Origin of the sequence: Ligilactobacillus acidipiscis DSM 15836, assembly GCF_001435755.1 — a bacterium.
GTDB classification, from domain to species: domain Bacteria; phylum Bacillota; class Bacilli; order Lactobacillales; family Lactobacillaceae; genus Ligilactobacillus; species Ligilactobacillus acidipiscis.
In genome coordinates this window covers 1-6,019 of sequence record NZ_AZFI01000128.1, presented here as the reverse complement: position 1 = coordinate 6,019, position 6,019 = coordinate 1, and the positions used below count along the sequence as shown (strand labels likewise).

Sequence of the window (6,019 nt, the reverse complement as noted above, 5' to 3'; positions counted from 1 at the left end):
AACATTTGTAATTCCTAGTATAGCACAGAATCAAAAAAGGCCACTAGGGTATACCCTAGTGGCTATTTGGGGCTTCATGATATACTGAACCATAACCCACAAATAAAATTGGCCCTAAAGCCGTTAATATGAAAGGCTGATTTAATGATTAACTACTCAAAAATGATAAATAACGTTACTCAAGGCGATACCCTTGAGATTATGAAATCCATTCCAGATAATGCTATCGATTTTCTCCTGGTTGACTTGCCATATGGAACAACTCAAAATAAATGGGATAGTGTGATACCACTAGACCAGTTATGGACGGAGTATCATAGAATTGTAAAGAAAAATGGTGCTATGGTGTTTACTGCCTCATTGATGTTATCTAATCCGAAGGAATATAAATATAGCTATATTTGGATTAAATCTAAATCTACCGTTTTCAAAAACTCATTATCAAAAAGTTTATAATAAACCATTGTCAAAAGATGATCAAAATCTCAATCGCCAAATCGATCAATTAACGGCTTATGGTGCCGAAAAAATCATTCAAGAAAAATTTACCGGGACCCGGCAAAAAAGACCGGGAATTACCCAGCTTCTCCAGATCATTCGGGCTCATGATGTCGTGGTCGTTGAAAGCATTTCCCGCTTGGGCCGAAATACGTTGGATATTTTAAATCTGATTCAACTGTTGCACCAAAAACAAATTAAGTTTGTTTCTTTAAAGGAGCAGATGGACACCGAGACACCAACTGGCCGGGCTATGCTGCAAATGATGAGTGTGATTGCGGAACTGGAGCGAAATCTATTAGCCGATCGGGTTAAAGAAGGGATTGCGGCCAGTCGTCGACGTGGCGTAACAGTTGGCCTTCCACGAATCGCCCAAGAAAAGTTGGATATTGCCATTCGGATGTATCAAAGTGGTGACTATTCAGTTAAAGAGATTTTAACCATTAACCAAATTTCCTCAGGGACTTTTTATCGAGAAGTGAATCGGTTGAAACTAAAAAGACTTAAAAGAAAAGATGACCCATCTGCTTCTCACAACTGACTTCTAAATATTATGGATTTCAAAAAAGATTTATGACCTTTGTTTTTAACAAAGTTGACAAGCCATTGTAGTAGCTCTTATAATATACATAGATGATCATCTATGTAACGAAAGGAGAAAAAATGGATTATCAAAATTATGGTCAAATGTTAAAAGCGATGGCTGATCCTAACCGTTTAAAAATCATTGACCTACTTTCATGTGGGTCGCTTTGTGCTTGTGATATCCTCCAACATTTTGATTTTTCTCAACCCACTTTGTCTCATCACATGAAGGTTTTGCAAAATGCAGGTATTGTGTTTGCGGTAAAGGATGGGAAATGGCAACACTATTCCCTACAAAAAAAGTTTGTCCGAGAGTTTAAGCAAGATACTGACCAACTGTTAGCCAATGATGAGCACTGCATTTGCCAACGTTCTGATTATGAAGAAGATGTTGCCAACTGAGTTTTTTTTGAGCAATACATAGACGCATGTCTATATAAGGAGCTGGAAAATGATGAAAAAGTATTCGCCACAAGAGATTGATTTAACCAAGTATCTATTTTTCACCGGCAAGGGTGGGGTTGGCAAGACCACGGTTGCCAGTGCCACTGCAATTAGCCTAGCTGATGCTGGTCACCGAGTTATGATCGTTTCCACTGATCCAGCTAGTAACTTGCAGGACGTTTTTAAAGTTAGTTTAACTAATCAGCCAAAACCGATTCCAAACATTTCCGGTTTGTTTGCTGCCAACTTTGATCCGGTCATTGCTGCTAACGAGTATCGCGAGCAGATTATTCAACCTTATCGAGGCGTGTTGCCCAAAGAAGCCCTTCAGAATATGGCTGAACAATTATCAGGCTCGTGTACGGTTGAAATTGCTGCATTTAATGAATTTGCCAACTTTCTAACCAGTTCAAAGGTTAATCAGCAATTTGACTATATTATTTTTGATACTGCGCCGACCGGCCATACCTTAAGAATGCTGCAATTGCCTTCTGCTTGGAGTAATTACCTGGATAAGAATGATCGTGGTGCATCCTGCCTCGGCCAACTAGCTGGCTTAAATGATAAGAAAGCCATGTATCAAAAAGCGGTTGAAACTTTAGGCAATCCTCAAGCGACGACTTTGTTTTTAGTTACCCGGCCACAAAAAGGCGCCCTTTTAGAGGTACAACGCGCTTCACATGAGTTGGCAGCCTTAAACATTAAGAACCAGCAACTAATCATTAACGGTATCTTAAATCAGCCAACCGACGCAGTTTCGCAGACTATTTTTAAACAACAGCAAGCTGATTTGCAGAATATGCCAGTTACTTTAGACCGTCTACCCAAGTTAGCAATCCCATTGCGAGCATACAACGTATTGGGATTAGCTAATTTACGACTACTATTGAAAGACCAGCAGCCGCAAATCACTGAGGAACCGGTTACTGCTAGTCACTTTCCTGATCTGGATGTTGTCGTGAAGAATTTAGTGCAGTCAAATAAAAAAATTATCTTCACCATGGGCAAAGGTGGCGTTGGTAAAACAACCGTTGCCGTTCAAATTGCCCAAAAGATAGCTGCTCAACACAAAACCGTGCACTTAGCTACCACTGACCCAGCTGATCATTTGAAATACTTCAAAATCACAAGTCCGCTGATCAAGGTGAGCCATATTGATGAGAAAAAGTCTTTAAAAGAATATCAAAACGAAGTTCTCACTACTGCTAAAAAGACCATGAAGTCTAATGATGTTGATTATGTCGCTGAAGATTTGCGTTCACCATGTACTCAAGAAATTGCTGTCTTCCGAGCTTTTGCTGAGTTAGTCGCCCAAAATGATAGTGACGTCGTTGTGGTTGATACGGCTCCGACTGGTCATACACTCTTACTGTTAAACTCGACCCAAAGCTATGCTCAAGAAGTTGCCCATACCTCCGGCAGCGTCCCACAAGCAGTCGTTAATCTGTTACCAAGACTACAAGATCCTAAGCAAACTGAAATTGTTATGGTAACGCTACCAGAAGCCACGCCGGTTTATGAATCAATGCGGTTAGATGACGATTTGAAGCGAGCCAGTCTAGCTCATACTTGGTGGGTGGTCAACCAAAGTATGTTGGCAACTCAAACCACTGATCCATGTTTGCTGGCTCGAGTGCAAAGCGAAGTTAAATGGATTGATCAGGTAAAAGAGCTTTCGAATAATCATTTTGCTGTTATGCAATGGCAACCAAATTACGAAAAAACGCTTTTAACGGTTTAATTAATTAAAGGAAAAAAATAATTAATCAGTTTAGGAGGTATCATGCAAGTCTTTTTTGCCGTTGGAATTTTCTTACTCACATTATTATTCGTTATCTGGCAACCTAGAGGATTATCAATTGGATGGACAGCCGTTGGTGGTGCAATTTTAGCATTATTGTTTGGCGTGGTGAGTTTTAAAGATGTTGGAACAGTTACCGGAATTGTCTGGAATGCCACCTTATCTTTCGTGGCTATTATTCTGATTTCACTCATTTTAGATCAAATCGGATTTTTTGAATGGGCCGCCTTACACATGGCTCGCTGGGCAAACGGTCACGGTATTCGCATGTTTATTTTGGTGACCACCTTAGGCGCCGTCGTTGCTGCCCTTTTTGCTAATGATGGGGCTGCTCTGATTCTTACCCCCATTGTTTTAGCAATGGTTCGTGCCTTACACTTTGATGAAAAGCAAGTTTTCCCTTTTATTATTGCCAGTGGCTTTATTGCCGATACCACTTCTTTACCAATGATTGTTAGTAACTTGGTAAATATTGTCTCTGCAGACTTTTTTGGAATTTCCTTTTCAGCGTATGCGTTAAGAATGTGGATTCCTGATCTATTTTCGCTGTTAGGTAGTATTGGTATCCTGTATCTTTACTTTCGAAAAGCATTGCCACGAAAATTTGATGCCACTCAGGTTGCGGAACCCAGTTCTGCACTAAAAGATCAGCGACTTTTCAAGTTTTCATGGGTCGTCTTAATCCTCCTATTGATTGGTTACTTTAGTAGCGGTTTCTTAGGAATACCCGTCTCCTTTATCGCACTGAGTATTGCGGCTATTTTTCTGATAGTTGGTCAAAGAAGTTCCCATGTTAATGCGATGGCAGCGATTAAAGGAGCTCCTTGGAACATTGTCTTTTTCTCAATCGGTATGTATGTCGTAGTCTACGGCCTTCAGAACGTTGGTCTAACAACATTATTATCAGGTATCATTACCGAAATCGCAAAAGGTGGTCGGTTTGCTGCCACAATGGGCATGGGCTACTTAGCAGCACTTTTATCGTCATTAATGAATAACATGCCGACCGTCATGATTAATGCACTATCAATCAAAGGCGCTGACGTTTCAGGGCTCATCCATCATACGTTAGTGTACGCAAACATAATCGGCTCAGATTTGGGACCTAAGATTACCCCAATTGGCTCTTTGGCTACATTAGTCTGGCTACATGTGTTAGCTCAAAAGGGAGTTAAAATTAAATGGGGGACTTATTTTAAAATTGGAATTGTAACCACGATCCCAGTGTTGTTTATTACCCTATGTGGCCTCTGGTTATCATTATCGATTTTTGGTTAGAAAATATAAATCACAATTACTTTGGAGATGAATAGAATGAAAAAAATAGAGCTTTTTGAACCAGCAATGTGTTGTTCAACCGGTGTTTGTGGTCCCAGCGTTGATAAGGAATTGATTCAAACAACGGCCATTCAGCGGTATGTCAGTGTGAATGCACAGGGGCAGGCCATGTTCATTCGTCGTAATTTAGCCCAGAACCCCGATGCCTTTGTTCGAAATCCGATTGTTGCCCAAGAACTAAAACGTCAGGGTATAAATGCTTTACCAATTACGTTAGTGGATGGTCAGTTGGTAAAAACCGGTGAATACCCAACCATTAACGAGTTTAGCAGTTACTTAGACATGGATTTAGTAGCTGCTTTGGTTCACTAATAGTTTAGATGGAGGATTAATGATGACACAAATTTATTTTCTATGTACTGGAAATGCTTGTCGAAGTCAAATGGCTGAAGGATTCGCTAAAAAAATTTTAGGCAATGATTGGCGCGTTGCCAGTGCGGGAGTCGAGGTGCATGGCTTGAATCCATTGGCTGTTAAAGTTATGGCTGAAAAAGGAATAGATATTTCCCAGCAAACATCAAAGTTAATTGATCCCGATTATTTGCTTCACAGTGACCTAGTTGTCACCTTATGTGGAGACGCTCGTGATCGCTGTCCAGTCACCTCACCAACGGTCAAGAAAAAGCATTGGCCACTTCCAGACCCGGCTTTAGCAGCTGGATCCGAACAGGATAGAATAGTAGTTTTTCGGAAGGTCAGAGATCAAATTGAGCAGCAGATTATTGACTTAGCAAAAGTCGGTAACCTCTGAGGAATCAGTAGGTCCGTAACCAATACGAATTTTAAAATAGCGGTAGAAAACCGTATATTCAGATAACAAACATTCTGAGTGTTCGGCTTCCTACCGCTACTTTTCGTATGGATGTTCCATTAACCCCTAATTGAAGCAACAGTCTTGTATTTATTTATTCTGTTTGACATAATATTTTTTCTTCCCTTTTGACAGATGACTTTTATTTTTATACTCATTGTTATGACTTTTCGTTTGTAAATTAAGTTATTAAAAATCGATGATCATCTTACCATAGAATGACTAACTAAAAAGAACTATCATATCGATCAAGCGTGCTGTCAAAGTTCCAAGGACAGTTAACGTTTTCTAAGTGATGATGATGCTTTTATTGATTCCTAACAACGTTATCGGATTAAAAACAATATTATGATCATAAGCTAATTCGACTATCCCTGATAAATTGTTTTAGATTCAAGCAAAAACGCCAGCTATCTGGTGACCAAATACGAATATTAATCGTCCAGAACACTTTTTAAATTATAGTATATAAACACTTTACAATACACGGTAAACATCAAACTATTAGGGGCGGGAGTGTCAAGAAGTTTGTGTAAATGAAA

At 39.7% G+C, this 6,019-nt stretch carries 7 protein-coding genes; all 7 read left to right on the top strand.

What is annotated here, in order from left to right; genetic code table 11:
* The first annotated feature begins 144 nt into the window (after positions 1-144).
* Positions 145-456 carry a class I SAM-dependent methyltransferase gene (locus FC65_RS12205; protein ID WP_056972280.1) on the top strand — a complete coding sequence of 104 codons (312 nt, stop codon included), beginning with the start codon at positions 145-147 and terminating at the stop codon, positions 454-456.
* A gap of 7 nt (positions 457-463) precedes the next feature.
* Entirely contained in the window at positions 464-1,039 is a 576-nt protein-coding gene (locus FC65_RS08220) for a recombinase family protein (protein ID WP_056972279.1), read from the top strand.
* Between the two features lie 122 nt (positions 1,040-1,161).
* Positions 1,162-1,485: an ArsR/SmtB family transcription factor gene (locus FC65_RS08215; protein WP_056972278.1), complete on the top strand. Its 324-nt coding sequence runs from the start codon at positions 1,162-1,164 to the stop codon at positions 1,483-1,485.
* A 52-nt stretch (positions 1,486-1,537) separates the two neighbouring features.
* Positions 1,538-3,268 (top strand): arsenical pump-driving ATPase, encoded by a 1,731-nt coding sequence (gene arsA / locus FC65_RS08210; protein ID WP_056972277.1) that lies wholly within the window; start codon positions 1,538-1,540, stop codon positions 3,266-3,268.
* 42 nt (positions 3,269-3,310) lie between these two features.
* Positions 3,311-4,606 carry an arsenic transporter gene (locus tag FC65_RS08205; protein ID WP_016373381.1) on the top strand — a complete coding sequence of 432 codons (1,296 nt, stop codon included), beginning with the start codon at positions 3,311-3,313 and terminating at the stop codon, positions 4,604-4,606.
* 36 nt (positions 4,607-4,642) lie between these two features.
* Positions 4,643-4,978 (top strand): arsenite efflux transporter metallochaperone ArsD, encoded by a 336-nt coding sequence (gene arsD / locus FC65_RS08200; protein WP_025013532.1) that lies wholly within the window; start codon positions 4,643-4,645, stop codon positions 4,976-4,978.
* Between the two features lie 22 nt (positions 4,979-5,000).
* Complete coding sequence (arsC, locus tag FC65_RS08195; RefSeq protein WP_056972276.1) at positions 5,001-5,417, top strand: arsenate reductase (thioredoxin); 417 nt, start codon at positions 5,001-5,003, stop codon at positions 5,415-5,417.
* The last annotated feature ends 602 nt before the right edge of the window (positions 5,418-6,019 follow it).